Annotated in this window: 19 protein-coding genes; 8 read left to right on the forward strand and 11 right to left on the reverse strand. The window is 62.6% G+C overall.

Annotation, left to right across the window (positions count from 1 at the left end; genetic code table 11):
- Positions 1-27: 27 nt before the first annotated feature.
- The 11 genes from pbpC to DYL59_RS15490 form a co-directional block, all read right to left on the reverse strand.
- Positions 28-2,325 (reverse strand): penicillin-binding protein 1C, encoded by a 2,298-nt coding sequence (gene pbpC, locus DYL59_RS15440; RefSeq protein WP_135289963.1) that lies wholly within the window; start codon positions 2,323-2,325, stop codon positions 28-30.
- A complete protein-coding gene (locus tag DYL59_RS15445; protein WP_135289964.1) occupies positions 2,306-8,110 on the reverse strand; it encodes an alpha-2-macroglobulin family protein in 5,805 nt (1,934 codons plus the stop codon). Before DYL59_RS15445 ends, pbpC begins: the two co-directional genes overlap by 20 nt.
- 220 nt (positions 8,111-8,330) lie before the next feature.
- Positions 8,331-8,531, reverse strand: a complete 201-nt coding sequence (locus tag DYL59_RS15450) for a DUF3077 domain-containing protein (protein WP_135289965.1) — start codon at positions 8,529-8,531, stop codon at positions 8,331-8,333.
- 199 nt (positions 8,532-8,730) lie between these two features.
- A complete protein-coding gene (locus DYL59_RS15455) occupies positions 8,731-9,318 on the reverse strand; it encodes a mobile mystery protein B (protein WP_135289966.1) in 588 nt (195 codons plus the stop codon).
- Complete coding sequence (locus DYL59_RS15460; protein WP_135289967.1) at positions 9,309-9,773, reverse strand: helix-turn-helix domain-containing protein; 465 nt, start codon at positions 9,771-9,773, stop codon at positions 9,309-9,311. Before DYL59_RS15460 ends, DYL59_RS15455 begins: the two co-directional genes overlap by 10 nt.
- Positions 9,774-9,938: 165 nt before the next feature.
- Positions 9,939-10,871, reverse strand: coding sequence for a phosphatidate cytidylyltransferase (locus DYL59_RS15465; RefSeq protein WP_135289968.1), 933 nt, complete (start codon positions 10,869-10,871; stop codon positions 9,939-9,941).
- A 1-nt stretch (position 10,872) separates the two neighbouring features.
- Complete coding sequence (locus DYL59_RS15470; protein WP_135289969.1) at positions 10,873-11,493, reverse strand: lysophospholipid acyltransferase family protein; 621 nt, start codon at positions 11,491-11,493, stop codon at positions 10,873-10,875.
- A 9-nt stretch (positions 11,494-11,502) separates the two neighbouring features.
- Complete coding sequence (locus DYL59_RS15475) at positions 11,503-11,946, reverse strand: hypothetical protein (RefSeq protein WP_135289970.1); 444 nt, start codon at positions 11,944-11,946, stop codon at positions 11,503-11,505.
- Positions 11,936-13,234 (reverse strand): phosphatase PAP2/dual specificity phosphatase family protein, encoded by a 1,299-nt coding sequence (locus DYL59_RS15480; protein ID WP_135289971.1) that lies wholly within the window; start codon positions 13,232-13,234, stop codon positions 11,936-11,938. Before DYL59_RS15480 ends, DYL59_RS15475 begins: the two co-directional genes overlap by 11 nt.
- 2 nt (positions 13,235-13,236) lie before the next feature.
- Positions 13,237-14,985 carry a bifunctional alpha/beta hydrolase/class I SAM-dependent methyltransferase gene (locus DYL59_RS15485; protein WP_135289972.1) on the reverse strand — a complete coding sequence of 583 codons (1,749 nt, stop codon included), beginning with the start codon at positions 14,983-14,985 and terminating at the stop codon, positions 13,237-13,239.
- Positions 14,986-14,995: 10 nt separating this feature from the next.
- A complete protein-coding gene (locus DYL59_RS15490; RefSeq protein ID WP_135289973.1) occupies positions 14,996-15,616 on the reverse strand; it encodes a CDP-alcohol phosphatidyltransferase family protein in 621 nt (206 codons plus the stop codon).
- Between the two features lie 320 nt (positions 15,617-15,936).
- Here DYL59_RS15490 and hflK (DYL59_RS15500) point away from each other — a divergent pair, with 320 nt between their 5' ends.
- The 8 genes from hflK (DYL59_RS15500) to cfaB all read left to right on the forward strand — a co-directional run bounded on the left by hflK (DYL59_RS15500) (position 15,937) and on the right by cfaB (position 25,070).
- Positions 15,937-17,841 carry a protease modulator HflK gene (hflK, locus tag DYL59_RS15500; protein ID WP_135289975.1) on the forward strand — a complete coding sequence of 635 codons (1,905 nt, stop codon included), beginning with the start codon at positions 15,937-15,939 and terminating at the stop codon, positions 17,839-17,841.
- 9 nt (positions 17,842-17,850) lie between these two features.
- Positions 17,851-18,843, forward strand: a complete 993-nt coding sequence (gene hflC, locus DYL59_RS15505) for a protease modulator HflC (protein ID WP_167496683.1) — start codon at positions 17,851-17,853, stop codon at positions 18,841-18,843.
- Positions 18,840-19,874: a protease modulator HflK gene (hflK, locus tag DYL59_RS15510; RefSeq protein ID WP_135289977.1), complete on the forward strand. Its 1,035-nt coding sequence runs from the start codon at positions 18,840-18,842 to the stop codon at positions 19,872-19,874. The genes hflC and hflK (DYL59_RS15510) overlap by 4 nt, the downstream gene beginning before the upstream one ends.
- A complete protein-coding gene (locus DYL59_RS15515) occupies positions 19,871-21,763 on the forward strand; it encodes a cation-translocating P-type ATPase (RefSeq protein WP_135289978.1) in 1,893 nt (630 codons plus the stop codon). Before hflK (DYL59_RS15510) ends, DYL59_RS15515 begins: the two co-directional genes overlap by 4 nt.
- A gap of 100 nt (positions 21,764-21,863) precedes the next feature.
- Positions 21,864-22,115 carry a BufA2 family periplasmic bufferin-type metallophore gene (gene bufA2, locus DYL59_RS15520; protein WP_135289979.1) on the forward strand — a complete coding sequence of 84 codons (252 nt, stop codon included), beginning with the start codon at positions 21,864-21,866 and terminating at the stop codon, positions 22,113-22,115.
- A 60-nt stretch (positions 22,116-22,175) separates the two neighbouring features.
- Positions 22,176-23,021, forward strand: a complete 846-nt coding sequence (gene bufB, locus DYL59_RS15525; protein ID WP_135289980.1) for an MNIO family bufferin maturase — start codon at positions 22,176-22,178, stop codon at positions 23,019-23,021.
- A complete protein-coding gene (locus DYL59_RS15530; RefSeq protein WP_135289981.1) occupies positions 23,012-23,800 on the forward strand; it encodes an HvfC/BufC N-terminal domain-containing protein in 789 nt (262 codons plus the stop codon). Before bufB ends, DYL59_RS15530 begins: the two co-directional genes overlap by 10 nt.
- Positions 23,801-23,885: 85 nt before the next feature.
- The gene (gene cfaB, locus DYL59_RS15535; protein WP_135289982.1) at positions 23,886-25,070 is read left to right on the forward strand and encodes a C17 cyclopropane fatty acid synthase CfaB; all 1,185 of its coding nucleotides are present in this window, start codon (positions 23,886-23,888) and stop codon (positions 25,068-25,070) included.
- The last annotated feature ends 87 nt before the right edge of the window (positions 25,071-25,157 follow it).

Consider the following 25,157-nt stretch of genomic DNA (forward strand, 5'->3'; position numbering starts at 1 on the left):
TCAGTTTTGTGCGTTCTTAACAGAGGATCACGGCACAAACTCCACCCTCAACCCCCGACTCGCACTGCGGCCCTGATCATCACTGACCCGCAACCGATACTCCCCCGACTTGCCTGGCCGCCAGTTCAGCGTGGCTTGGGGCGGGCCCTGGCCGATCAGGGTTTGATCGGCGAACCAGTACAGCGTTGTCGCATCGCTGGCCGCATTGGCATTGAGCGCAATGCTTTCCTGCGGTTGGGACAGGCGTAGCTGGTAACTCACCTGGGTCAACGGTGAGCGGATCTGCGGTGCTTCGCTCTGGTCGCTGGTGCGATGGGGCTGGCAGTTTTTCATCACATTGGGCGGAGTGCGGCGGGGCAGGCCGGCGGCGCGGTACAGGCGTTGCACGTCGCTGGGCCAGAACTCGAAAACTTCTTCGCGGGTGTATTGCGCTTCGAACGGCGGGCATGCGGCCTTGCCGGTGCGGGTGTCGATCAACACCGGGCGATGCAGGTTGGACACGCGAATCGGCGACACACCGGGGATGTACCAAGTCTTGCGGGTTTGCGGGCACCAACGGTTGGGCAGTTCGCCGGATGCGGCGCACACATCAATGCGCACCAGGCCAGCGGGCGGTTTGTCGGGCTTGATCACCACATTGGGCAAGGCCAGGGGGAGCGCATCGGCGATTCGAAAGAACAGCGGCGCGGCGGTCTTGGCGCCGATAAACGCTGGGTTCGGCCGACCGTCGAAGTTGCCTACCCACACCACCAACACGTAGGGGCCCACCAGCCCAGCGCTCCAGGCGTCGTGAAAACCCCACGAGGTGCCAGTCTTCCACGCGGTGCGCCAGTGACGGCCGGGCAACCCATCCGGGCGCGGGTTGCGGCGCAGCATGTCGCGCACCATAAAGGCGGCCTGGGGGGTGAGCAGCTGCGTGCCAGTGGATTGCGACTGTTCCTGCAAATAACGCAAGGGTCGTAGATGCCCGTCACCGGCCAGCATCACATACAGCCGCGCCAGTTCCTCGGGTGTCATCTCGCCGCCGCCGAGGGCCAGGGCCAGGCCGTAGTGGCTCTCGTCCCGAAGGCCCTTGATGCCGGCGCGTTGCAGCAGACCGTATAACGAAGGCGATTTGACCTGGCTGGCCAGCCACACCGCCGGGATATTGCGGCTACGGATCAGCGCATCCCGCGCTGTCAGCGGGCCGACAAAACTGCCGTCGAAATTTTCTGGCTGGAAGTAGCCGAAGTTACTCGGCAAGTCCTTGAGGATACTCATGGGGTGGATCACCCCTTGGTCCAGCGCCAGCCCATACAAAAACGGCTTGAGGGTCGAGCCCGGCGAGCGTCGCGATAGCACGCCATTGACCTGGCCGTGGATGCTTGTGGATAAGTAATCCGCCGACCCTACCAGCGCCTTGACGCTCTGGTCGCGGCTGTCGATCAGGATCGCCGTGGCGTTTTCCACACCGGTGCTGCGACGCTCGGCGATAAACCCGGTGATCAGGCGTTCCAGCAATTGCTGCAGGGGCAGGTTGAGGGTGCTGTTCAGCTCGTTACCCGGCTGGGACGCCAGCAACTGTTCGCTCAAGTGCGGCGCCAGGAATGGAATCTGCTGGCGGGTGCGCGCCTCCAGGGGCAGGTCTAGCAAACTGTCGTTACGCGGGTCTTGTGGATAAGTCTCGCGCCAATCGGCCATCAAGCGCAGCCGCGCGTTTTGCAGCGACGGCCCGAAGCGCGCGCGCCGTCCCGGCTGCTGGGGAATCACCGCCAGCGCCAGCGCCTCGGACAACGACACCTGCGCCGCCGACTTACCAAAGTAGATGCGACTGGCCGCCTCGGCGCCCTCGATGTTGCCGCCCATGGGCGCCAGGTTCAGGTAGGCCTCAAGGATGTCGTGCTTGCTATAGCGCGCTTCCAGCCACAGGGCCAGGGCCATTTGCTGCAACTTGCCCGGCACTTGGCGGGTGTTCAGATCCCACAGGCGCCGCGCCAATTGCATGCTCAAGGTCGAACCGCCCTGGCGCTGGCCCCCGCTGTAGGTGGCCATGGCTGCACGCAGCAACGCCGGAGGATTGATCCCCGGGTGCCAGTAGAAATTGCGATCTTCCTTGAGCAACAAGGCTTCGATCAGTGAAGGAGATATCCGCTCCAGGGGTAGCCAGAGGCGATACTGGCCGTCATCTGCCAAGGTCATGCGTAGCAGTGAGCCGTCGTCGGCCAGTACCACCCGCGACGAGGTCACGGCCTGTTCCAGCGGGGCATGGGGCCACAGCCGCAGCCCCGCCAGCACTACCGCCGCTGCAAGCAGCGGCGTCAGGCGCTTAAGGCTTGGTAATTTCAAGCTGGCCTACTTTGCCACGCCCTTGCAGGGTGGTTTCGTACATGCCTTCGGCGTAGGCCGGTGGCGTATTGAAGGTGCCGGCGTTGGTGGCGCGCACGCGGTACACGAACGTGCCTGCATCCCGCAGGGCTGTGCCGTACAACACCACCCGATCATCCCGTACGTCCACGTATTCCGGCTGCCAGTTGCTCAGCTCGGTTTCGCCGATGGGTGCTTGCCAGGTCGCTTCTTCCTGGCTGTCTTCTTCTACGTATTCAGACTCTTCGCCGTCGCCTTCCTCGGTGCTGGCGGGTTCCGGCTCCGGCGGCAAGTTATACACAGGCTCGACACCGCCTGGCAGCAAGTCGACCACGGCCACCTGCTGCACCTGATCGCGGTCGGTGGCGCGCAGACGCAAGCGCACCAGGAACTCATCGCCCACGGCGACTTTGCTCACTGCCTCGCCCTTAAGGTCGAGGTATTCGTGGATGATTTCCAGGCCATTGTTGATCGGCTTGAGCTTGGCGCCCTTATCGAAACCGGCTTCGCTGAGCATGTAGAACGCCGCAGGGCCGTCGGATTTTTCCATCACCAGCTTTTGCGTGGCGCCCGGCACTGCGGCGCGCGGCGGTTGGCCGGCCATCTCCAGTAACTGCTGCTGTTTGTCACCCAGCCAGGCAGTAGCCTTGAGGGTCATGTCGCTCTGCGCACGCTGGCCATAGTTGTCCAGGGCCCGCAGCAACAGCGCCGCCGACAACGAGTTGTAGCGTTGCTCGTTGAGGCGCTTGCCGAGTTTATCCAGCAGCGCCGTGGGTACATCGTCCATCAGCTCCGGAAAGTGCCGCGCCAGCAGGTGCAGGTGTTCGGCGTCGTGCACCAGCGGGTCGTAGTACAGCCCGTCGCTGTCCCACTTATCCACAAGGGCGCGCCATGGGACTTTGCGGAACAAGGTATCGGCCTGGCGATCCTGCTTGAGCAGCTTGTAGCTGGCGGCCAGGTAGGCGGCGCCCAGGTCGTTCTGCCAGGTGTCCTTGAAGTAGCTCTCGTAGCGCTCGCGAATATCGCTCAAGGCGCCGCTCACCAGAATCCCCTGACGGCTCAAGAGGTAACTGGCGTAGGCGCGGTTGCGCAATTCCGACAAGCCTTCACTCGGGCCGTTGGCCAGGTCTGTCAGATATGCGTTCGAGCGCACCAGCAGGTCTTCCGGCACCGGCAGGCCACGCTCCTTGGCTTCGATCAGGAAGTCGGTGGCATACAGGCTGGCGTACGGCGCCACGTCCGGGTTGGCCGCCCACAAACCAAAGCCACCAGCCTGGTTCTGGCGTTGGCGCAGCATGCGCACCGCGCTGTTAAAGGCTTGCTCGGCCTCGGGTACATTGCCGCCCCAGATCAACGCGGGCATGGCCTTGGACACCAGTTGCTCAGTGCAGGCATAGCCGTAGTCGTCCAGGTAGTGCTTGAGGCCGTTGGCCCACACCAGTGGCGAGGCCGCTACGCCCAGTTGCACGTCGCGCAGTTGGCTGAACAGTTCGCGGGTGGGTTTGAGCTCTTTGCTGGCGCTGTCGAAACGACCCAGGCTCAGGGCCACACGATGCTCACTCAAGGGGCGGATCGAGGTGGTTTCCGCCACCTGGATGCGCTTGCCGTCCGGCAGCACCGCGACAAAGCGCAGGTCTGCCGAACCCAGGATTTCGCCGACCTTGATCTTAAACTCAGCGGTGCCTTCCTTACGCGGTTGCAGAGACAGGGTGCTGCCCTTGTCGCCTTGCACCTTGAGGCCGTCGCTGGTCTGCAGTTCAAACTTCACGTCTGCTGGCGTATCGAGGTTGCTGAACACCCCGGCGCTCACGCTGAACACATCCCCCGGCGCCACAAAGGCTGGCACGTTCGGCGTGATCACAATCGGCCCACGCACATCGGTACTGGCTTCGCTCACGCCCACACTGTCGCTGTCCACCGCCACCGCAAACAGGTGCAGCTTGCCGTTGAAGCTGTCTGGCACCTGGTAATGCAGCACGGTCTCACCGGCCGGCAAATCTACCAGGCCAGACCACCAAGCCACCGGTGGCTGATGTTTGCGCTTGAACGGGTTCAGGTGGTTGGCCAAGGCGCCTTCCGTATCGCCACCGGGCGCGGCCCCGCTGAGCAGGCGGCTGAATTCCGGCAGGATCAGGTCCAGGATCTGACTGGTACCCACCTCCAGCGCGCGCTTCTGGAAGAAAAAGCCCAGCGGGTCCGGCGTCTGGTAGCGCGCCACTTGCAGGATGCCTTCGTCCACCGCATACACTACGGCGCGGCCGGGGCGGTCGGCGTTGACCTTGATATCCAGCACCTGCCCCGGCTCGATCTTCGCCGGGCTTTCTACCTTGAGCGCCATGCGCCGCGCATCCAGGTTGATGCTGAACGGCACCACGCCGTAGGACAGCGGGCTCATGTACACCTCGGCCGAGCCCATGTCCCGCACAAACTGCACGTTGACGTAGGCATTGCCCTCAAGCCCTGCGGGCACGCGGATATGCTGCACGCTGTTGGTGCTGTCGGCCTTGAACCACTGCTGGGTGTAGACCTTGTCCCGTTCGATGGTGATCAACCCGGCGCCGGTGTAAGGCGCGCGGATGCTGATCGCAATTTCGTCACCGGTGGCATAGCTGCGCTTATCCAGGCGCAGTTGCAGTTCGGCGTTGCGTTCCAGGGAGCGCGAGGTGTTGCCACGCCCGGCCACGCTGTAGTCGATCTGGTTGAGCAGGTTGCCGTTGGCGTCCTTGAGCTGCAGGGTGAAATCCCCCGGCGTGCCGGTATTAAGTGTCTGCTTGGCGCCTTCTTTGGTCATCACCAGCGGTGAGGCCGGTTGGCTGATGTTCTTGATGCGCGACTCGTACTTGTAGGTGCCGTTGGATTGCTTCACCAGCACCGACACGTAGCGGTGTTCGACCACCTCTGTGGTCAGGCCGTCCACCGCCAGCGGCGAAAGGTCTGGCGCGACGGCCAGCCATTGCACCTGGCGTGGCGCATCCTTGGCGACGTACGACAACGAGTCCTGACTTTTCACACCCACCAGGTAAGGCGCGGACGACACCAGCAAGGCACTTTGCGCCGCCACATTGCGACCGCCCTCGGCTTCAAACACCTGGGCCATCACTTGCAGGCGGTAGGTGCTGTTGGCGAAGCGTTGCAGGTTCAGGTCGAGCACCGCCTGGCCGTTATCGTCGGCCGTGGTTTCGGCCAGGTCTTCGGTGCTGGCGTCTTCCAGGGAATCGTTGAGGCGGAAGCGATAGTCGGGGTAGCGGTCGAACGCCGCGAGGGTTGGGCTCAGCGACATTTTCGCGGTGACACGACGCCCGGACGCCGGGGCGCCGAACAGGTGCATCGCGGTGACCTTGGCCACCACTTGGTCTGGGGCAATCCAGCCCTGCACAGGGGTGTCATGCAGGCTCAGGCTGACCTTCATGCGGTCCGGCTCGAAGTCGCGCACCTTGAAGCTCACGCTGCCCAGGTCTGTGCGCGTCTGCTTCTGGCCAATCAGCTGCAAGGTCGCGGTGTAGTCGCCTGCGGGGGCCACTTCGCTGCTGGGGAAATCAAAGCTTTCAAAGCCGCTGGCGGACAGCTTCAGCGGTTGGCGAATCACTTCCAGGCCACGTGGGTCGGTGATTTGCAGCTCCACCGGCAGGCCTTGCAGGGCACCTTGCCAATTGCCACTGCGCACGATCATGCCCAGGTGCGCGGTCTCGCCTGGACGGTACAGGCCTCGGTCGGTAAACAGGTAGGCGCTGAGGCGATCAATCGCACCGTCTTCTTCCAAGCCGCCTACGTCGAAGCGCGACAAATCCAGCTGCTGGGACTGACGGGCAATCGGCAAGAACGACTGGTCGTTGCCACGGGTCACCACATACATCAGCGGCGTTTTCTCACGGCGCAGTTCATCGAGCTTGGCGAAATGCGCGTGGCCTTCGGCATCGGTATGCCCGCTGGCGACCGGCAAACCGTTGCGGCCGATGATGTCGACCTGCGCATCAGACACCGGCGAGCCGTTGCCGATGGACTGCACGTACACGTCATGGCTACCGTCGCTGGAGCGCTTGGCGATGATGCCAAGGTCGGTCACCACGATAAATCGCAGGTCGCTGGTACTGCTGCGCTCGTACTCGAAGGTGCGTTCGGCCGGGTCATCCTGGGGGCTGAGCTTGAGCACGAAAATGCCGCGTCGGCCGCCGTTGGCGGTGAGGTAGTGGCCCAAGTCCACATTGTCGTAGACGGTTTTGGCCGGGTCATTGGACGACAGCGCAATATCCAGCGACTGACGCTCGACCATGCGGTCGAAATACTCGTTGCCGAAGTTTGGCCGGGCAAAGCTGCCGCTGCTCTGATCCACCAGGTGTTGCAACTGGTTGGGCAGCAAGCGGGCGATTTCCACATGGGCACCGGGCACGCCACGGGCCATGAAACCCAGGCGTTTTTCGCCGTTGAGGCTGAGCAAGGCGCCGTCAGACAGAAACTGCAAGGTACGCGGGTACGCCGGCATGCTGATGAGCGACGCCGTAGGGTTTTTCGCCAAATAGCCGCCGATGGCTTCCAGGTTGGCCGGCACACGCACGTAAATAGCCCGGCCAGCCGGCGCCTTGAACTTGAAGGCGTGCAGGGTGTTCAGCGGTTCGACGCTGGGCACGTGGGCGAGGTTGAGCTTGGTGCTGCGGGCGAGCAGGGCGTCGTCAATGTCATTGCTGCTGTAGGGGCGGGTATCGTCCTGGGCTTTTTCCGGCAGCAACCAGGCCTGCACCTTACCGGCGATGGTCTCATCGGCTACAGCGCTGGAACTGCTGAACATCAGCACCGGTTCCGGCTCGCCGCGTTCGTTGTCGACAAAACTCACGTCGGCGCCGGTAAAGGTCAGGCGATAACGACCGGGCACGGTGACCTGCGCCACCAATGGCGCGGTGCTGGCGTTGCCGCCGTCGCGGGCCTTGAGGCCTTCGTCGAGCTTGGCGCTGACCTGCGTGCTTTCTAGCGGCGTGGCCAGGGCGGCGGAGCGCACATAGGCGTTGAGCTTTTTCTCGTCGAAGGTAACTTCCGGGCGGTTGGGCAACTGGGCGTCGCGGTAGGCCAGGCCTTTGTCCAGGGTCACCGTTACGCGTTTGCGTAGGCTGTCTTCATCCACCGGGTGGGAAAAATGAAAGGTCGCCACCAGCTGTTTCAGCGTCGGGTTGGACGGGTCTTGGTACAACTCGTTTTGCGCCAAGGTGGCGCGGAACGGTTGGGTGGAAAATTGCGCGCTGTACTGGTCGAGCAACACGCCGTCGGCCAGCAGGTTTTTCTTGGCCAGATCCAGGGTGTAACCAGCGTCGATGGGCCAGTCTTTTTCCGGTACGAACAGCAAGGTGCGGTCGTCGGACCAGCGCCAGGTGCCCGCGACGCTAGGCTTGAGCGTGATGCCTTCGGTCACCGGTTTGCCAATCGCCGTCAACGGGGCGACGGACTCGGCGAAGCGAACCTGCAGGTTATCCACCACCGGCGTTGGCTGGGTGTAGTCGGTCAGGTTGGGTTTGTGCAGCGAATAACTCGCCGTGTGGGGCTGCGGCAGGTGGGAATACCACTGCCAGCCGTAGAACCCGGCGGCGGCCAGCAACACCACGCCCAACACACCGGCACCCGCCTGGCGCGGATAGGCACGCGCCTTGTGGCCCGCGTTAGCCAGGCCGCGCCCGATGGCCCGCAGCCAGAACGGCGGATGCCATTGACCGAAAACGGCCCCCACCACAGTCGCTAACGCACCGGCAATACGGCGGCTGATCGCTTTGAACGAGTCGAACATGGTGAGCATCCCTGGCTAAGTGCGGCGTATCTTACACGCGTCTTTGATACAAAAGATTACCCCGCTCAACTGATACCTGTGGTGAGCGGGCTCGCCCCGCGCCGGGCTGCGAAGCGGCCCTAATTCGGCCGCCGCAGTGTTTCAGGAAAACCGAGGCGCCTGGGTTTGGGGCCGCTTCGCAGCCCAGCGCGGGGCAAGCCCGCTCACTACAACCCCGTCGTTACGAGGGGCTCATGCATTCCAGCGAACGATCCACCATGACTTTTGCCATTTCCACTAGATAACCGGCGGCTTTGGGCGACTGGCCCAACGCTTCGGCACAGTGGAGCAGGTCTGAGGCGTAGGCCAGGGCGTCTTCGAAGCTGAGTTCGGGGTGGGTGATGAAAAAGTTGTGGGGCGGGTTGGACTTTACTTTCGTCATTTCGATAACTCCAAGTAGTCCAATGTTCGTTCGAGCTGCTAAACCCGGTCACTGAATGGGCAGTGACGAACGCAGACTAGCCACCGAAAAGGCAGGGCACAAGCGGCTGGGATTCTCTCGGAAATGTCCTGCGAAAGAAAGGGACGCGGGAGGTAGGAGCAGCAGATTCGGACTTATCCGAGACGCCATAGTGACTACGTCAGCTGCGCACGAAAGCCAAAAGCAGCACGTAATCATTGGTATCGGCGGCGCGAAGCGCTTGGATGTAACGCTGGCGAACTTCGTTTGCCGTCACCAAGTTGCCACGGCCCCAAGAGAAGGGCGCGAGACCGCATTGCCTGAGTAGACAATCAGTCATCAGCCGAGCGTGGCGGCCGTTTCCATTAGGAAAGGCGTGCAGCCACACCAGCTGGTGATGAAATCGCACTGCAATTTTGTCCGGTGGGAAAACCTCGTGTTCCAGCCAGTAAGCGACGTTGTCGAGCAGTTGGCGTAAGTTGACGGCGATTTTCGTCCAATCGCAGCCGATATTTTTATCTGACTTGCGGAAGGTCCCTGCCCACTTCCAAGTGTCGCTGAACATTTTCGTGTGCAATTCACGACAAAAGTGATCGTTCAAAACGTCCAGTTTCTTCTGGCGGTTTATCCACAGGGTGGCTTTGAGGATGTTCTGTGCTTCCCACTCGTCCAACTCGCCTTGGGTTGCGATGTGTCTTGGTTTAAGGCCAGAAACCTCATCCGGATCCAGAGGCGTCTGACCTGGTTTAAGTTCCAGTTCTATCGCCATAGGCGCGCCCACGAACCATCCAGCAGTTCTTTGCGACGCTCATCAATCTGGCGTTCGATAAAAGTGTCCGAGGGGCGTTGGTCCTCAAGGCTCATGGAATGCGCAACGCCCAGGATTTCCTGCTTTGCTAGAAACTCGGCGCGATCTTCAATCATCACGTGCAGTGGCTTTTTGGGCACGAGGCCGTAGACGAGTTCACAGTCCAGTGCTGCCGCGAGTTTTCTAAGTTGGGCGAGCGATATCCTATCTTCCGCCTCGGAGCGCTCGGACTTGGTCAACGTCACCGCCGACACGCCAGCGATCTCTGCCTGGACACGCAGCGAACGGCCTAGAGACTCTCTGATGGATCGCAGCCAACCTCCGGGCGGCACTGAAGCGCCTTTGATGCTGCTAAAAGGCTCAATTGCCCGTTCCACTTGAGATAGTCGCAATTTGTAGAGGTTGGAAGTGTTCATAGCTAATTGCCTTTTGAAAGCCTGTAGGCTTTCAGTATTGCAGTAAATGTAAGCCTATAAGTATACAATTTAATAAAATAAGTAAGCCTATAGGCAAACAATATATCTTGTTTTGTTTGCTTATAGGCTTGCAGGTTGATTCAAATTGTTAATTTGAAACGAGATTCAGGTCCACCAGAAACGCACAAGGTGGAAGAAAATCGGTGCCGCAAAACACACCGAATCCAGCCGATCCAGCATGCCGCCATGCCCTTCGATCATGTGCCCCCAGTCCTTCACGCCGCGGTCGCGCTTGATCGCCGACATCACAATGCCGCCGGCAAAGCCCAGCAGGTTGATCAACAGCGCAATCAAGAACGACTGCCACGGGTTGAACGGGGTGGTCCAAAACAGCGCGGCGCCGATCAGGGACGAGAGCAGGATGCCGCCGACAAAGCCTTCGACGGTTTTGGACGGTGACAGGTTGGGCGCGATCTTGTGTTTGCCGAACAACTTCCCACACACGTACTGGAGCACGTCCGACAGTTGCACCACGATCACCAGGTAGGCGATCAGCAGCAGGTTGCGCCCTTCGTAGCCGGGGATGTCGAGGGTGAGCAGGGCAGGCACGAACGACACGCAGAACACCGCGATCATCAGGCCCCACTGCACTTTCGAGGCGCGTTCGAGGAAGTGGGTGCTGTCGCCGCCCAGGGACGCGAGGATCGGCAGCAGCAAAAACACGTACACCGGGATAAAAATCGAGAACAACCCGTACCAGTCCGAGTAGATCAGCAGGTATTGCAGCGGCAACGCCAGGTAGAACGCCGCCACCAGCGCCGGGTAGTCGCTGCGCCGCGTGGGGGTGAGGGTGAGGAATTCGCGCAGGGCGTAGAACGACACGGCGTAGAACAGCAAAATCACCGCGCCGGTGCCGAGCCAGAAGGCGATGCCGATCACCACCACCATCACCCACCAGGCGTTGATGCGGGCGTTGAGGTTGTCGATCACCGCATTGGGCGTGCCACGGGTGCGAATTTTCAGGATCAGGCCAATCAACGAGGCGAGTACCAGGATCGCGCCGATGCCGCCGAACAGCATTATGGTCTGGCTGTGCATATCAGCAGTGCTCCGGGGCAAGGGCGAGCAGGGCGTCGCGGGTGCGGGCGAGGAAGGCGGCTTTGTCTTCGTCTTCTTCCAAGTGCAGCGGCGCGCCGAAGCTGGTGGTGCACAGCAAGGGCAGCGGCAAGACGCGCCCCTTGGGCATGACCCGGTTGAGGTTGGCGATCCACACGGGGATCAATTCAGCCTGTGGGTAACTTTTTGCCAGGTGGTACAGGCCGCTTTTGAACGGCAGCAGGCCGTCTTCCAGGTTGCGGGTGCCTTCCGGAAAGATGATCAGCGAGTCGCCGCTTTCCAGAGCGTTGAGCATGGGTTGCAAAGGGTTATCCACAGGGTCTTTGCGTTCGCGGTCGATCAGCACGCCGTTGAACACGCTGTTGATGATGTAGCGACGCAGGGCGCTTTTGTTCCAGTAATCGCTGCCGGCCACCGGGCGCGTGAATTTGCGCAGGTTCTGCGGCAGCGAGGCCCACAACAACACGAAATCGCCGTGGCTGCTGTGGTTGGCAAAGTAGATGCGCTGCACCGGCACCGGCGCGCACCCGAGCCACAGGCTACGAGCGCCGGTGACGGTACGGGCCATGGAGGTTATGAGCGTGGCGACCACGGGTTCGAACATGGGAATTCCTTATCCGGCAAAAGGCAGCCAAGGGCTGGCGAGAATCACACCCAGGGTCAGCAGCGCTTGCGCGCCCAGCAGCCAGGCTTGTTTGCGCAGCAGTTTGAGGGCGCCGCGACGGCGCTCGGTCCAGGGCCTGCCGGCGCGCTTGGGCGATTGCAGGCCGAGGGTTTGCAAGGCTTGGTCGAGGTCTGCGGTACGGTCTATGTCGCGGGCCAGCAGGGCGAACAGGTCGGCGTCGAAGGCCACCCGCAGCGCCCAGTATTTTTGCAGCAACCCCAGAATAATCATCCACAGGGCCAGCAACAGGCAGATGGTTGAAATGCTCGCCATCAACAGCTGAGCCAGGCCGAACAATACGCCGAGCAAGGTCAGGCCTGTGGATAACTGATCCAGCGAACGGCCACGACGCAACAGGCTGGCGACGACCTGGAGTTCCATATCAGCGGGCATGGGCTAAACCCTCCAACGCTTCACGATGAGCAGGATGCAGGACCACATCGGCCCGCGCTGTACGAATGATAGTCAGCGCTTGCTCCACCGTCGTTGCACGGTCGGTATGCAGCAACCAGGCGGCGACGGCCGTTGCGCTGCGGGAGTAGCCGAGGGCGCAGCACACCAGCAGCGGGCCATGGGCGCGCAGGCGTTCGATGGCCTGGGCGGCGAGCAGGCATTCGGCGGGAGTGGGGGCGATCAAGTCGAGCACGGGGATGGATATGTAGGCGCGGCCCTGTGGATTAATCGGCAGCTCGGCGCACAAATCGACGATGGCCTTGAAGGGCTCTTGCTCGCGCGTCGTAGGAATACGCCCGAGCCAGACGTTATCCACAATCAGATCCGGCTGTGGATGTTTACGTGTCCACAGGCGCGAGTTGATCCACGCGGCGGCCAGATAAGGTGCATAGAGCCAGCGCGCGGCGGGCGTGAGTCGGCCATCGGCGCGCTTCTGAAAACCTGCGGCCCCCAGCACGACGTAGTTCGCCTTGATCAAGGCCAGGGAAATCGCCGGCCAAAGTATCCACAACCAGCCGCCACCCATCACAAACGCCAGGATCGCCAGGGCCAGTGCGCCCAAGCCGTAGCGCAGGCCCAAACGCCAACGCTTGGGGTCTCGCGTCAGCCGTGCGTTCAACAATGGGCTCGGATGCTCCACCGGCCACAACCACACACAAATCCAACCGGCGAGGGCCCCTGTGGGTAAGTCGATAAAGTGATGTTGATAAGTGGTCAGCACCGAAATACCGATCAGCGCAAACCAACCATGCACCACCCATCGCCACACGCCCTGAGTATGGCGCTGGAACATCACCCACAAGATCACCAGCAGCGCGATATGCAGGGAAGGCGCCTGGTTGAAGGGTTTGTCGAACCCCGCCAATACCGCAAACAGCCAGCCGAACACGCCGTCCAGTTCCGGCCGTTCGAAGGTGAACCGCAGCGGCCAGATCAGGAAGCAGCTCACCGCGATCACCTGGGCGCTGAGCAGGCGCAGGGCATGTTGCTTCAGTTCATGCCGGGTGTGGGGCAGCAGCAGGGAAAACCCGTAAAGCAGGTCGATGGACCAGTAGGGCACGATGGTCCAGGCCCAGAACGGCATGTGGGTTTCCCAGCCGAACACCAGGGTGCCGACGTCACTGCGCTGGCTGGTCACCCAGGTGGCAAAGCCGTAGGTGCTGAAAAACAGCGGCGCCAACAACAGCAGCCACAGGACCGCTGGTTTCAATAAACCCGGTTCGCGCATGCTCAGATCTTCTGTGCCAGGGACACGGTGAAAATGCCCCATTCATCCACACGCTGGGTGATCTTGCGAAAGCCTGCCGCTTCGACCAGTTGATCCATTTCGGCCTGGCTGCGCCGACGCATCACCCAGGCCTGGCCTTGGCGATGGCTGGTGAGGGCGCGGGCGATCAGTTCCAGTTGCGGGTGCCACGGCTGGCCGGTGTAGACCAGATAACCGCCAGGCTCCACGGCCTCGGCAAGGCCCGCCAACGAGCCGCCGACCATGGCGTTATCGGCAAACAATTCATACAACCCGGACACCACCGCCAGCGTCGGTTTCGGCTCCAGCGCCGCCAGGTCAGCGCGATCGAACGCATCGCCTTTGACGAACTGGGCGATATCCCCCAGGCCTTTCTCGCGAATCAGTGCGCCACCGTCGCGCACGTTGATGTCGCTGTAGTCGCGCAGCAGGATCGACTCCGGCAGCGGCGACACGCCCTGCAAGGCTTCGAGAATGTAGCGCCCGTGGCCGGCGGCGATATCGACGATGCGCACTTGGCGGTCTTCTTCGCGCAGCTTGGCCATGGCCAGGCGCAGCAGTTCCTCGACGTTCAACTTGCGCTGGCGAATACCGCGCCAGCCGATGGAGTTGAGGTAGTTGGTGTCGATCATCCGCCCCAGCCCGCCTTTGCCGGTGGGCTTGTTGCGGTACACGTAGTCCAGGGTGCTGCCGGAGTCGAAGCCGGTGTCGAAGCCCAGCTTCACGCCCTCGGACAGGTTCTTGCCCAGGCCCATGCTGGCGCGGGTCATGCGCCAGTACAGGTCGCGCAGGGAGTTGCGCGGCAGCGGCGCGGCGAGGGCTTCGGACTCGGCGCAGGTGGCGCCGATTTTGTCGGCGTCGAGCAGCGAAGCGCGGTCCAGCGGGTGCTCGAAGTTTTGCAGGATAAAGCGCCGGGCGCTGCTCAAGGCGGTGGCGCGGTCGCGCTCGCCCAGGGTGTCGTGGAAGTAGCCAGGGAGGATATGCAGCTCTTTTTTCAGGCTGCCCAGGCGGTCGAAAAACTGCTGCTGGGGTTTGCGGTGCACCACAAAGTCCGAGCCCGAGACCAGGAGCTGCGTGGGCACCTGGATCGCCTGGGCATCGGCCACAACGCGGTCGGCCGCTTCGTACAGACCCAGCAGCACATTCACCGAGATGGCCTTGGTGATCAGCGGGTCGCTGTCGTAGGACGCCACGCGCTCGGGGTCATGGCTGAGGAACTTGGCCTTGACGTAACTGTTGACGAAAAAGTTGCCGCGAAACCTGCGCATCAGCGCCAGGCCGGGCCGCGCGAACGGCACGTACAGCTTGACCTTGAAGGCCGGGGAGGCGAGCACCAGGGCGCGGATCTTCGGTGCGTAATCATGCACCCAGGTCGCGGCGATCACGGCGCCGACGCTTTGCGCGATCACCGCGAAGTTCTCTTGCTCTATGCCGTAGGTGGCGCCGATGTGATCGTAGAAGGTCTGCACATCTCGGGCGCTGGTGGCGAAGCTGGGGCTGTCGCCGCGCTCGCCGGGGGACTGGCCGTGGCCACGGGCATCCCAGGCGAAGAAATCGAACTGCGGCAGGTCCAGCTCATCCACCAAGTGGGCGATGCGCCCCGAATGCTCATGGCCGCGATGGAACAACACGATGGCCTTGCGCGGCCCATCGCCTGCCGTGGCCGGCCAGTGCCGGTAGAAAAGCTCGACGCCATCATGGGTACTGAAGCTGTGTTCTTGTTGTTCACGCATCGCAAAATCCTTATGCAGAAGGGGGAGTGTGTTCTTCTTTGAGGCCCTGGCGCACCCGGTTGACCAGGGTGTAGGCGAGCAGGGCGGCCACCAGCCACATCACCGCCTCGACCCAACCTGCGCCCAGCCAGCCCAATGCCACGCCAGTGGCCAGCACACCCAGTACGAAGGCCCGATCGCTCTTGCCCATTGGCCCGTCATAGCGCCGTGACGCGCCCACCATCGGGCCCAGCACGCCAGCGTATTCACTGAACACCGCCAGCAGCGCCACCAGCAACACCGGCGCCAGGCTCACGCCTGGGATCAGCGCAAAGGGCAGGATCAGCGCGCTGTCGGCGACCACGTCGCACAGTTCGTTGAGGTAGGCGCCCAGGCGCGACTGCTGGCCGAATTCGCGGGCGAGCATGCCGTCGATGGCGTTGAGGGCCATGCGCAGGATCATCCACAGCGGGATCAGCGCGAACAGCCACAGGTGGTGGGCGAAGCTGGCGATCAACAGGCCTACCAGCAGGGAAATCACGCCCGCAAGGACGGTGATCTGGTTGGCGGTGGTGCCGTTGTCGTAGAGGCGCTGCACGAGGGGGCGCAGCAGGTTTTGAAAACGCGGCTTGAGCTGATAGATCGAAATCATGGGGGTGACGCTTCCTTGTCCGTGAGCCCGCGAAAAACTGGATGGGAGTGTGCCGATTAAACGCCGTGTACACCAGTGATGGCGCGTGTTTATGGGGGGTTGGTCACGGTCTTGAGTACTGCGATGTACCCCTGTGGGAGCGGGCTTGCTCGCGAAAGCGGAGTGTCAGTGAGCATATGTAGCGACTGGCACCGCGCTTTCGCGAGCAAGCCCGCTCCCTCAGGGGATTTGCAGTGGGTTCGATAGCTGTATTCATCGAACAAAAATTTCACGCTCCGTGTTATATCGTAACGAATTATGTACATGCGGGCGTTGAGTGGATGCAAGTGGATCTTGAAGCTGACGGCGCTTCGGTAGAAGGCCTCGCGCGTTTTCAACAGGGGCTTTTCCATGCCCGTCGATTGCGCCAAGCCGGTATCAGCCTGACGACGTTGGCCGTCGGCGGTTGGGTGCTGGCGCTGTTTGTCGCGCTGTTTGCGTCGTTGTCGATCTGGCCGGTGGTGTTGATCAACTGCGCCTCGGCGTTGCTGCTGATGGTGGCCGGTTTGCAATCGGCGTGGTGGGTGGCCGACTGGCGCACCCAGGCGTTGGAGCAACCCACGGTTCAAATGCCGGTTGAGGACGCGAGCCACTACGCGCGCCTTACCGAGCGCTTTGGCAAACACATCGGCGCGCCGGTGGTGTGGCTTGGCGGTTGGTCGCTGCTGGCGCTGGTCAGCATTGTCGAGTTCTGGAACCTGGCATTGCCCGCCGCGCCTGTTGGCCAATCGGCCAGTATCGGTGCCGCGCTGGCCTTGGCCCTGGCGTTTGGCTTACTGGTGTTCGAACGCCGCCTGGCCCAGGAAACTGCCGCTCAATGGCCGGAAGCCTCGCAACTGGCGCAGTTGAGCCGGGTAGCGATTATCTGCCTGGTGATCAGTGCGGTTTGCCTGTTGTTTGCCAGCGCCGAGTCTGTCTGGCCATTGCGTCTGGCCGTGCTGATCGGCGTGCTGCCGGCGCTGGTGGCGGTGGAGTTGCTGCTACGGGCCGTGCTGTCACTGTTCAGCCCACGCCAACCGCAACTTGAACCTCGCCTGATGGCGCAGAGTTTTGTCGCCGGTTTGCTGCGCTGGCCGCCCCAACCCTTGTTGGCATTGCAGCACGAGTTGCATAACCGCTTCGGCATCGACCTGCGTCAGATCTGGGCGTTTACCTACATGCGCCGGGCATTTTTGCCGGTGTTGCTGGTGGTGCTGGCGGTCGGCTGGGTGCTGACCGGCGTGCACGAAGTGCCCCTGCAAGGGCGTGGGATTTATGAGCGCTTTGGCAAACCCGTCGAGGTGTTCGGCCCCGGTCTGCATGCTGGGTTGCCCTGGCCGTTGGGCCGCGTGATCAAGGTGGAAAACGGCGTGGTCCACGAGCTGGCCACCAGCGTCAGTGAAGCGGCCGCACCGGACCTGGCCCCTGCCGAAGGCCCGGCGCCGCTGATCGCCAATCGGTTGTGGGACGCCAGCCATGTGAATGACAAATCCCAGGTGATCGCCAGCAGCAGCGGCGACAAGCAGAGCTTCCAGATCGTCAATATGGATGTGCGCTTCGTCTACCGCATTGGCTTGACCGACCAGGCAGCGCTTGCCGCCACCTATAACAGTGCGGATGTGCCGACCCTGATCCGCAGCACCGCCAGCCGCATCCTGGTGCACGACTTTGCTTCACGCACGCTCGATGAACTGCTGGGTGAACAACGCACCCGCCTGGCCGACGAAATCGGCCGCGCCGTGCAAGGGGATCTCCAAGCACTCGACAGTGGCGTGGAAATTCTCGCCACGGTCGTCGAGGCGATCCATCCACCGGCCGGAGCCGCCAACGCCTATCACGGTGTGCAAGCTGCGCAAATCGGCGCCCAGGCCCTGATCTCCCGCGAGCGCGGTGCGGCCAGCGAGCAAACCAACCAGGCCTTGCTGCAAGCCAGTACCGCCCGCGACCAGGCCAGCGCCACCGCCCGCGAAGTGAACGCGGGTGCCCAGGCTGCCGACCTGCGGTTTGCCGCCGAACAAAAGGCCTATGCCACCGCTGGCAAGGCCTTCGTGTTGGAGCAGTACCTCGGCCAACTCAGCCAGGGCCTGGCCAACGCCAAGTTGCTTATCCTGGATCATCGCCTGGGCGCCGACAGTGCACCGACGATCGATCTGCGTTCCTTTACCTTGCCGGCCGATCCTTCGTCGCCGCGTAAAGCCGTTCAATAAGGAGTCTGACTGTTGAGCGCTCATTCCCACGATCACGGTCATCATCATGGCCATCACCACCACCATCATCACGGTGACGAACAGGCTGGCGGGCCTTTCCCTTGGCGGCGCATGGCCTGGGCGGTGTTGCTGGTGCTGTTTGCGGTGGCGGCCGCCAGCCTGGTGCAGGTGCGCTCCGGCGAAGCCACGGTCATAACGCGGTTCGGCAACCCGGCGCGGGTGCTGCTGGAGCCGGGCCTGGGCTGGCGCTGGCCGGCACCGTTCGAGGCAGCGATCCCGGTGGACCTGCGCCTGCGCACCACCTCCAGCGGTTTGCAGGACGTGGGCACTCGCGATGGCTTGCGCATCATCGTGCAAGCGTATGTGGCCTGGCAGGTGCAGGGCGATGCCGACAACGTGCAGCGCTTTATGCGTGCGGTGCAAAACCAGCCGGATGAGGCGGCGCGGCAGATCCGTACCTTTGTCGGCTCGGCGCTGGAAACCACGGCGGCCAGTTTTGATCTGTCGAGCTTGATCAACACTGATGCCAGCCAAGTGCACATCGCGCAATTCGAAGCCCAACTGCGCCAGCAGATCGAGCAACAATTGCTCACCACCTATGGCGTGCGTGTGGCTCAAGTTGGTATCGAGCGGCTGACGCTGCCCTCGGTTACCCTCACCGCCACGGTCGATCGCATGCGCGCCGAGCGCGAAACCATCGCCACCGAACGCACCGCAGTGGGCAAGCGCGAAGCGGCGCAGATCCGCTCCGCTGCCGAGCGTGATGCACGCATCGTGCAGGCTGATGCCACGGTGAAAGCTGCCGATATCGAAGCCCAGTCGCGGGTAGAGGCGGCGCAGATCTATGGCCGTGCCTATGCGGGTAACCCGCAGCTGTACAACCTGCTGCGCTCCCTCGACACCCTGGGCACGGTGGTTACGCCGGGCACCAAGATCATCCTGCGCACGGATGCGGCGCCATTTCGCGCCCTGGTGGACGGGCCGAAGGACGTCCAGCCATGACCGAGCGTGACAGCCCAGACAGCCCGTGGATCCAGGCGGGGCGCCTGACGTTCCTGGCGTTGTATGCGGTGACCGTATTGGCCGCGTTGGCGTGGGCGTTTTCCAATGTGCGCCAGATCGACCCGCAGAACCGCGCCGTGGTGCTGCACTTCGGTGCCCTGGACCGCATCCAGAATGCCGGGCTGTTGCTGGCCTGGCCGCAACCGTTCGAGCAAGTGGTGCTGTTGCCGGCGGCGGACCGGGTGATTGAACGCCGGGTAGAGAATCTGCTGCGCTCCGAGGCGGCAGTGCAGGCCGACCGTGTGGCCAGTTTCGCCACGCCGTTGAGTGATGCCTTGGCGGGCTCCGGCTACCTGCTGACCGGCGATGCCGGTGTGGTGCAATTGGATGTGCGGGTGTTCTACAAGGTCACCGAGCCCTATGCCTTTGTGTTGCAGGGCGAGCATGTATTGCCGGCCCTGGATCGCCTGGTGACCCGCAGCGCCGTGGCCCTCACGGCGGCCCGCGACCTGGACACAATTCTGGTGGCGCGCCCCGAGCTGATGGGCACTGACAACGGCGCCGCCGAGCGTCGTGAACGGCTGCGTGGCGACTTGGTGCAAGGCATCAATCAACAGTTGGCGGCGTTGACTTCCAGTGGCTTGGGCCTGGGCATCGCCGTTACGCGCGTGGATGTGCAATCGAGCCTGCCCGGCCCGGCGGTGAATGCGTTTAACGCCGTTCTGACCGCCAGCCAGCAAGCCGATAAAGCCGTGGCCAACGCGCGCACGGATGCAGAAAAACTCACCCAGACCGCCAATCAGCAGGCCGACCGCTTGGTGCAAGTGGCCCACGCCCAGGCCAGCGAACGCCTGGCCAATGCCCAGGCGCAAACCGCCACGGTGGCCAGCCTGGCCCAAGTGAAAGACCCGGGCTTGTTGCTGCGCCTGTACCGCGAGCGCTTGCCGAAGATCCTCGGCCAGGCGGGCTCCGTGACCACGGTCGACCCCAAAGACGACTCCCGTTTGATCATCCAGGGAGCCGAACAATGAGCGCACCTATGCTGACCAGCGCCGAACAGCGCAGTGCCGCGCGGCAATTGACCCTGGCCATGCTGGCCCTGGGTTTGCTGGTGTTGGGCCTGGTGTGGCGCTGGCTGGCGCCGGACCAGATCGGGGTGAGCCAACTCTTGCTGGGCGTGGCCTCGTTATTGGTGGCAGTGCCGGTGATGCGTTCGGCCTGGTACAGCCTGCGGTTTCCCAGCCTGCATGGGATCACCGACCAACTGATCGCCCTGGCCATGCTTGGCGCCTGGGCGACCGGTGATCTGCTGACCGCCGCGCTGCTGCCGATCATCATGATTTTTGGCCATGTACTGGAAGAGCGCAGTGTGATCGGCTCCCAGGAAGCGATCCACGCCCTGGGCAAACTGACCCGCAGCCATGCGCGCTTGGTGCAGGCCGATGGCAGCATTGTGGAAGTGGACAACGGCACGCTGCACACCGGCGATATCGTCGAAGTGCGCGCCGGTGACCGCGTACCGGCCGATGGGGTGGTGCTGTCGGGCCAGGCGAGCCTGGACACGGCGCCGATCACCGGTGAGTCGGTGCCGCTGGAAGCCAGTGCCGGCGTGCAGGTGTTTGGCGGGGCGATTAACCTGGACGGCTTGCTGCGCCTGGAGGTGACGCGCACTGGCAACGAATCCACCCTGGGCAAAGTCATCGCATTGATGCAAAACGCCGAGCGCTCCAAGCCGCCGATTACCCGGCTGCTGGAGCGCTACGCCGGTCGCTATATGGTGTTGGTGTTGTTGCTGGCCGCCGTGACCTGGTTTGTGACCAACGATGCCCAGGCGATGCTCGCCGTGCTGGTGGCGGCGTGCCCCTGTGCGTTGGTGCTGTCGGCGCCGGCTACGGCCATTGCCGGGATTGCCGTGGCGGCGCGCCATGGGATTCTGATTCGCAGCTCGGCGTTCCTGGAAGAGCTGGCGGACCTGACTTCCCTGGTGGTCGACAAGACCGGCACCCTGACCTTTGGCACCCTGCGCCTGCAATCGATCGAGACCAGCGCGCCGGATCGGCAGGGGTTGCTTAACTTGGCGGCCAGTTTGGGGTCGGCCAGCAGCCACCCGGTCAGCCGGGCGTTGGCGGGGCTGGCAGCGCAGGAACAGATGTGGGGGCTGACCGACATTCGCGAACGCCAGGGCTTGGGTGTGGTGGCGCAGACCGAGCAGGGCGAGGCAGCGCTGGGGCGGCCGGAGTTGTTTGAGCAGTTGGGCGTTTCGACCACCTCTGTGCCGACCCATGACGGCCCGATTGCCGGTTTGGCCTTGAACGGGGAGTTTCTGGCCTGGCTGCTGTTGGCCGACAGCGTCAAGCCGGAAGCCCGCCAGGCCCTGCAAGAGTTGCGCGACCTCGGTTTGGGTCGCCAACTGCTGCTCACCGGCGACCGCCAAAGCGTCGCCGACAGCCTGGCGCTGGAGGTGGGCATCAGTGACGTCGACGCCCAGGCCTTGCCAGAAGACAAGCTCAACCGCGTGCTGGAGGAAATCGCCAGCGGCTTCCGGCCGATGGTGGTGGGCGATGGCATCAACGATTCCCTGGCGCTCAAGGCCGGCGTGGTTGGCGTGGCCATGGGGGCGGGCGGGGCGGACATCGCGCTGGCGTCGGCGGACGTGGTCCTGATCGGCAGCGACCTGCGGCGCCTGGGTACGTGCGTGCGCTTGAGTCGCCAGTGCCGGCAGACGTTGCAGGTGAACGTGATCATCGGCCTGGGCTGGACGCTGGCCATTGTGGTGTTCGCCGCATTCGGCTGGCTGGGGGCGGCCGGCGCAATGATTGCGGCGGTGTTGCATAACCTCAGCACGTTGCTGGTGCTGGGCAATGCCGGGCGCCTGCTGCGTTTTCAGGAGCCGTTGCTCAAGCTCGAAGAAAAATCCTGAGGCCGCTGTAACGCCAGCGGGGGTCCTCTCTCTAGTGGTGTGTCGAGACCGGGCAATCCGCTCGGACCGGCACCCCTATTGATATTTGAGGATTACAAAAATGAACATCAAGAACGCCGTTTCCGGTGCTGCCCTGGCTATCGCTGCCGCCACTCTGTTTGCCGGTGTCGCCACCCAGGTCCAAGCGGCCGACGCTACTGTTCACTGCTACGGCGTGACGTCCTGCAAAGGCATGAACGACTGCAAGACCGCCGAAAACGCCTGCAAAGGCCAGGCTGCCTGCAAGGGCCACGGCTTCAAGGCCATGACCAAGGCAGCCTGCGACGCGGCTGGCGGTAAAGTCGGCGAGTAACCCCGTGCTCCCGCAGCGGCTGCCTAGCGTCGCTGCGGACACTTTGCCCCGGAGTGTCCAATGCCCACTTCCCTTCCAAACCTTGGCTACGGCCTGGGTTTACGCAATGAATACTACGAGCAGATCCTTGAGCAATCCCCCGCGGTGGATTGGTTTGAGGTCATCTCCGAGAATTACTTGGTACAGGGCGGCAAAGCCCTCTACTACCTGGATGCGATAGCCGAGCGCTACCCCCTGGTGATGCACGGTGTGTCCCTGTCCATCGGCGGGCCCCACGCCCTCGATATCGACTACCTGAAGCAGATCAAGCAACTGGCCGAGCGTATCCAACCGGCGTGGGTCTCCGACCACCTGTGCTGGAGCCGCGGCAGTGCCCATCAGTTGCACGACCTGTTGCCGCTGCCCTACACCGAGGAAAGCCTGTACCACGTCGCCGCCCGCGTGCGCCAAGTGCAGGATGTATTGCAGCGCCCGCTGGTGCTGGAAAATGTCTCCAGCTACGTGCGCGCCAAGGCCGATGAATTTACCGAGTGGGAATTTCTCAACGCGCTGGCGCACTTGTCCGGGTGCCAATTGCTGTTGGACGTCAACAATGTGTACGTCAGCTCGCGCAACCATGGTTTCGATGCCTGGACGTTCATTCGCAACCTGCCGCCCGAGAGCATTCGCCAACTGCATTTGGCCGGGCACATGGACTACGGCGACTACGTGGTCGATACCCATGATCACCCCGTGTGCGATCCGGTGTGGGCGCTTTATCAGCAGACCCTGGAACACTTGGGGCCCGTTTCGACATTGCTGGAGCGCGATGACCACTTCCCGCCGTTCGAAGAACTGCTCACCGAACTGAGCAAGGCGCGTGAGTTGGGCGCTACGGCGCTGGCCAGGAGATCGCTATGCGCCTGACCGATTGGCAGTTGGCCTTCGAACAACATCTGCTGACTCAAACGCCTGCGGTCAGCAGTGGCTTTGCCGCGACTTTATTGGGTGGGCCCACGCTGGATGTAGAGACGGGCCTTGCGATCTACCACAACGCCTATCTCTCTCGGTTGCAGGAAGTGCTGCGTCATGACTTCAGCGCCCTGCGCTATTGGCTGGGGGATGATGAATTTTCGGCGTTGGCTGAAGCTTATGTGCGCCGTTATCCGTCCGCCCATTTCAGCCTGCGTTGGCTCGGTGAACGGTTGCCCGCATTTATCACCGAGCATCTGGTCGCAGAGCAAAGCGCACCTCTTGAGGAACTGGCCCGGCTGGAGTGGGCGTTTTCCCTGGCTTTCGATGCCTGCCAAGGGGAGCCTCTGAGCCTCAATGACATGGCGTTGTTGCCAGCCGATGCCTGGCCGGATTTGCAGGTCACCCTGGGGCCGTCAGTGCAACAGTTGCTGTGCCGCTTCAACACGCTGGCGATCTGGCGGGCCAGCAAGGATGACGCGGACTTTCCCGGCAGCCATGCCCTGGAGTTCGCGCAGGTTTGCCTGGTGTGGCGCCATCAGAACGTATGCCACTACCGCAGCCTGGAACCTGCCGAAGCCTGCGCGCTGGCGGGCATGGTGACCAGCGGTTGGCGTTTTTCAGAACTGTGTGCCGAGTTGGCAGTCACCTGTGCAGAGGGTGCGCCACTGCAAGCCGTAACGTGGCTGAAACAGTGGGTCCAGGAGGGGTTGATCGAGCGTCGGAACCCGTAGGGGCGTGCGACTAATAGATAGCTTCCTACTTTTATAGGGATGGTCTACCCTCACTCCAGACGTCTGAAACAAGGGGGGACTACTCATGCTCGCGCAACTTCCACCGGCCTTACAGAATCTTCAGCTACCGCTGCGTCTTCGACTCTGGGACGGCCATGAATTCAACTTGGGCCCAGAGCCCAGTGTGACCATCGTGGTGAAGGACCCCACGGTCGTGACACAGCTGACCCATCCCACGCTCGACTCACTGGGCGAGGCCTTCGTCGAAGGCAAACTGGAGCTCGAAGGCTCCATTGCCGAGGTCATCCGGGTATGTGACGAATTGAGTCACGCCCTGGTGGAGGACGACGAGGAACGCGCTCCGGTGCGTTCGATCCACGACAAGGCCACTGACGCAGCCGCCATTTCCTATCACTACGACCTGTCCAACGCGTTCTACCAGCTGTGGCTGGACCAGGACATGGCGTACTCCTGCGGTTATTTCGAAACCGGCAGCGAATCCATCGACCAAGCCCAACAAGACAAATTTCGCCACCTGTGCCGCAAGCTGCGGCTGCAGCCAGGGGAGTATTTGCTCGACGTCGGCTGCGGTTGGGGTGGGTTGGCGCGGTTTGCGGCGCGGGAGTTCGGGGTGAAAGTGTTTGGCATCACCCTGAGCAAGGAACAGTTGGCGTTGGCCCGGGAACGGGTGAAGGCCGAGGGCCTGGAAGACCAGGTGGACCTGCAACTGCTCGACTACCGTGACCTGCCGCAAGACGGGCGTTTCGACAAAGTGGTGAGCGTGGGCATGTTCGAGCACGTTGGCCATGCCAACCTGGCCGAGTACTGCCAGACCTTGTTCGGCGCGGTGCGTGAAGGTGGCCTGGTGATGAACCATGGCATCACCGCCAAGCACACCGATGGCCGCCCCGTGGGCCGTGGCGCCGGTGAGTTTATCGAACGGTATGTGTTCCCCAACGGCGAGTTGCCGCACCTGGCGATGATGACAGCTGAAATCAGTGAAGTCGGGCTGGAAGTGGTCGACGTCGAAAGCCTGCGCCTGCACTACGCGCGCACGCTGGACCATTGGAGCGAGCGCCTGGAAGACAACCTGGAAGCGGCGGCGAAACTGGTGCCGGAGCAGGCGTTGCGGATTTGGCGGTTGTATTTGGCCGGGTGTGCTTATGCGTTTGCGCGGGGCTGGATCAACCTGCACCAGATATTGGCGGTCAAGCCCCATGCCGATGGCAGCCACGAACTGCCGTGGACGCGGGAGGATATCTACCGCTGAGCCGGTTTTAAGAACAATGAAAATCCAAATGTGGGAGGGGGCTTGCTCCCGATAGCGGTGGGTCATTCACAGAAGTGTTGTCTGACC

The organism is Pseudomonas kairouanensis (assembly GCF_004682055.1).
Taxonomy (GTDB): Bacteria; Pseudomonadota; Gammaproteobacteria; order Pseudomonadales; family Pseudomonadaceae; genus Aquipseudomonas; species Aquipseudomonas kairouanensis.

Excerpts from the sequence above, each read along its gene's own strand:
- DYL59_RS15445 (WP_135289964.1), bottom strand. The coding sequence starts at position 8,110 with ATGTTCGACTCGTTCAAAGCGATCAGCCGCCGTATTGCCGGTGCGTTA.
- DYL59_RS15450 (WP_135289965.1), bottom strand. The coding sequence starts at position 8,531 with ATGACGAAAGTAAAGTCCAACCCGCCCCACAACTTTTTCATCACCCAC.
- DYL59_RS15455 (WP_135289966.1), bottom strand. The coding sequence starts at position 9,318 with ATGGCGATAGAACTGGAACTTAAACCAGGTCAGACGCCTCTGGATCCG.
- DYL59_RS15460 (WP_135289967.1), bottom strand. The coding sequence starts at position 9,773 with ATGAACACTTCCAACCTCTACAAATTGCGACTATCTCAAGTGGAACGG.
- DYL59_RS15465 (WP_135289968.1), bottom strand. The coding sequence starts at position 10,871 with ATGCACAGCCAGACCATAATGCTGTTCGGCGGCATCGGCGCGATCCTG.
- DYL59_RS15470 (WP_135289969.1), bottom strand. The coding sequence starts at position 11,493 with ATGTTCGAACCCGTGGTCGCCACGCTCATAACCTCCATGGCCCGTACC.
- DYL59_RS15475 (WP_135289970.1), bottom strand. The coding sequence starts at position 11,946 with ATGCCCGCTGATATGGAACTCCAGGTCGTCGCCAGCCTGTTGCGTCGT.
- DYL59_RS15480 (WP_135289971.1), bottom strand. The coding sequence starts at position 13,234 with ATGCGCGAACCGGGTTTATTGAAACCAGCGGTCCTGTGGCTGCTGTTG.
- DYL59_RS15485 (WP_135289972.1), bottom strand. The coding sequence starts at position 14,985 with ATGCGTGAACAACAAGAACACAGCTTCAGTACCCATGATGGCGTCGAG.
- DYL59_RS15490 (WP_135289973.1), bottom strand. The coding sequence starts at position 15,616 with ATGATTTCGATCTATCAGCTCAAGCCGCGTTTTCAAAACCTGCTGCGC.
- hflK (WP_135289975.1), top strand. The coding sequence starts at position 15,937 with ATGCAAGTGGATCTTGAAGCTGACGGCGCTTCGGTAGAAGGCCTCGCG.
- hflK (WP_135289977.1), top strand. The coding sequence starts at position 18,840 with ATGACCGAGCGTGACAGCCCAGACAGCCCGTGGATCCAGGCGGGGCGC.
- DYL59_RS15515 (WP_135289978.1), top strand. The coding sequence starts at position 19,871 with ATGAGCGCACCTATGCTGACCAGCGCCGAACAGCGCAGTGCCGCGCGG.
- bufA2 (WP_135289979.1), top strand. The coding sequence starts at position 21,864 with ATGAACATCAAGAACGCCGTTTCCGGTGCTGCCCTGGCTATCGCTGCC.
- bufB (WP_135289980.1), top strand. The coding sequence starts at position 22,176 with ATGCCCACTTCCCTTCCAAACCTTGGCTACGGCCTGGGTTTACGCAAT.
- DYL59_RS15530 (WP_135289981.1), top strand. The coding sequence starts at position 23,012 with ATGCGCCTGACCGATTGGCAGTTGGCCTTCGAACAACATCTGCTGACT.
- cfaB (WP_135289982.1), top strand. The coding sequence starts at position 23,886 with ATGCTCGCGCAACTTCCACCGGCCTTACAGAATCTTCAGCTACCGCTG.